This is a genomic window from Bradyrhizobium cosmicum (assembly GCF_032290525.1).
Taxonomy (GTDB): domain Bacteria; phylum Pseudomonadota; class Alphaproteobacteria; order Rhizobiales; family Xanthobacteraceae; genus Bradyrhizobium; species Bradyrhizobium cosmicum_A.
In genome coordinates, this window is the sequence record NZ_JASXTA010000077.1 from 1 (window position 1) to 650 (window position 650).

Sequence of the window (650 nt, forward strand, 5' to 3'; positions counted from 1 at the left end):
TCCAGCCTACTTCGCTCGAGCGCCCGCGGCAGCGCCGCCGTTTCGCGCGATCCATCATCGAAACTCGCGCCCAGCGAGCGGCCCGTGAGCAGCGCGAATCCGAAGAACGCGCGAGGCCGGAGCCTGCACCCGATATTCCCGTTGGTGTCAGAAGCCACCCCGAACCGCCGAACCTTGAACGCGACGGCAGGATACGAATGGCCGAATCTCTTCAAGCAGCACGAGATCCCGCAATCGGCCGGGCAATCCAAACGTCCAGAAGCACTGCGGAAATAGTTGACCGCGCGAATACTGATGGCATTGTTATGACAATCGAAGCACAAGACACGGACCCCGGTCCATCAGATGTAGGCGGGTTTGAGCTCCAGCGCGAAACTCGGCGGCGCCGCAGCCGCGAGCTCGAAGGCGACGACGTCCAGCCTACTTCGCTCGAGCGCCCGCGGCAGCGCCGCCGTTTCGCACGATCCATCATCGAAACTCGCGCCCAGCGAGCGGCCCGTGAACAGCGCGAATCGGAAGAACGCGCGAGGCGACATCGCCGCCGCGAGCCTGAACCTGACGATCTCGATCCCAATGATCCACTGCGGCTTCGCAGCGGACGTGTGATCGTGCGATCGCACGATGACGAGCGGGGAGGATCTCGGTGAGGA

2 protein-coding genes are annotated in these 650 nt (G+C 63.8%); one reads left to right on the forward strand and one right to left on the reverse strand.

Features of this window, described 5'->3' with window-relative positions:
- Window positions 1-276 (forward strand): hypothetical protein (locus QSV46_RS39090; RefSeq protein WP_314964009.1); only part of this gene is annotated, 276 nt, incomplete at its 5' end.
- 65 nt (window positions 277-341) lie between these two features.
- Here QSV46_RS39090 and QSV46_RS39095 read toward each other — a convergent pair.
- A partial coding sequence (locus tag QSV46_RS39095; RefSeq protein WP_314964010.1) for a hypothetical protein occupies window positions 342-650 on the reverse strand: 309 nt, incomplete at its 5' end.